Raw genomic sequence first — 500 nt, 5'->3', positions numbered from 1 at the left:
GAATCCGTCTTGAAGCGTTTGTTATGCCTCTGACTCACGGTAAACATCTGGATGCCAAATTTGCATTAGTATCTCTGGATTTTCAATTGGTTGGAAACCGTATTGAGCATACAAACCATGCGCATCTCTTGTTGCCAATACCACACGCCTTAAACCTTGGAGGTCTGGGTGTGACACTATGCTTTCTACAAGCCACTTGCTCAAACCTTTACCTCGGTGATTCTCTACTATGAATACATCAGCAAGGTAAGCAAACGTTGCTTTGTCTGTTATCAGTCGAGCAAAGCCTACTTGAGAATCATGGCTGTCATAGACACCAAAGCAAAAGGAATTTGAAATGGCTTTTTCTAGAGTGTGCTTTGGTATTCCCGACGCCCAGTAACTTTCTGAAATAAATCTGTAAATCACCTCAAAGTTGAGGTGATTTTTATCCGTGCTAATTCTGTATCCTTGCACCATTTTTCCTCCTTGAGGCATAACGCTCTGCTAAGCGGAAAATA

At 42.0% G+C, this 500-nt stretch carries 1 protein-coding gene; it reads right to left on the bottom strand.

What is annotated here, in order from left to right; genetic code table 11:
- Positions 1-21: 21 nt before the first annotated feature.
- Positions 22-456, bottom strand: a complete 435-nt coding sequence (locus ACP45E_RS13855; protein WP_026026575.1) for a GNAT family N-acetyltransferase — start codon at positions 454-456, stop codon at positions 22-24.
- Positions 457-500: the final 44 nt, after the last annotated feature.

The sequence above is a fragment of the Vibrio genomosp. F10 str. 9ZD137 genome, assembly GCF_049974785.1.
Classification (GTDB): Bacteria; Pseudomonadota; Gammaproteobacteria; order Enterobacterales; family Vibrionaceae; genus Vibrio.
The sequence above is the reverse complement of the archived record's forward strand: the minus strand, read 5'-3'. Positions and strand labels throughout refer to the sequence as shown.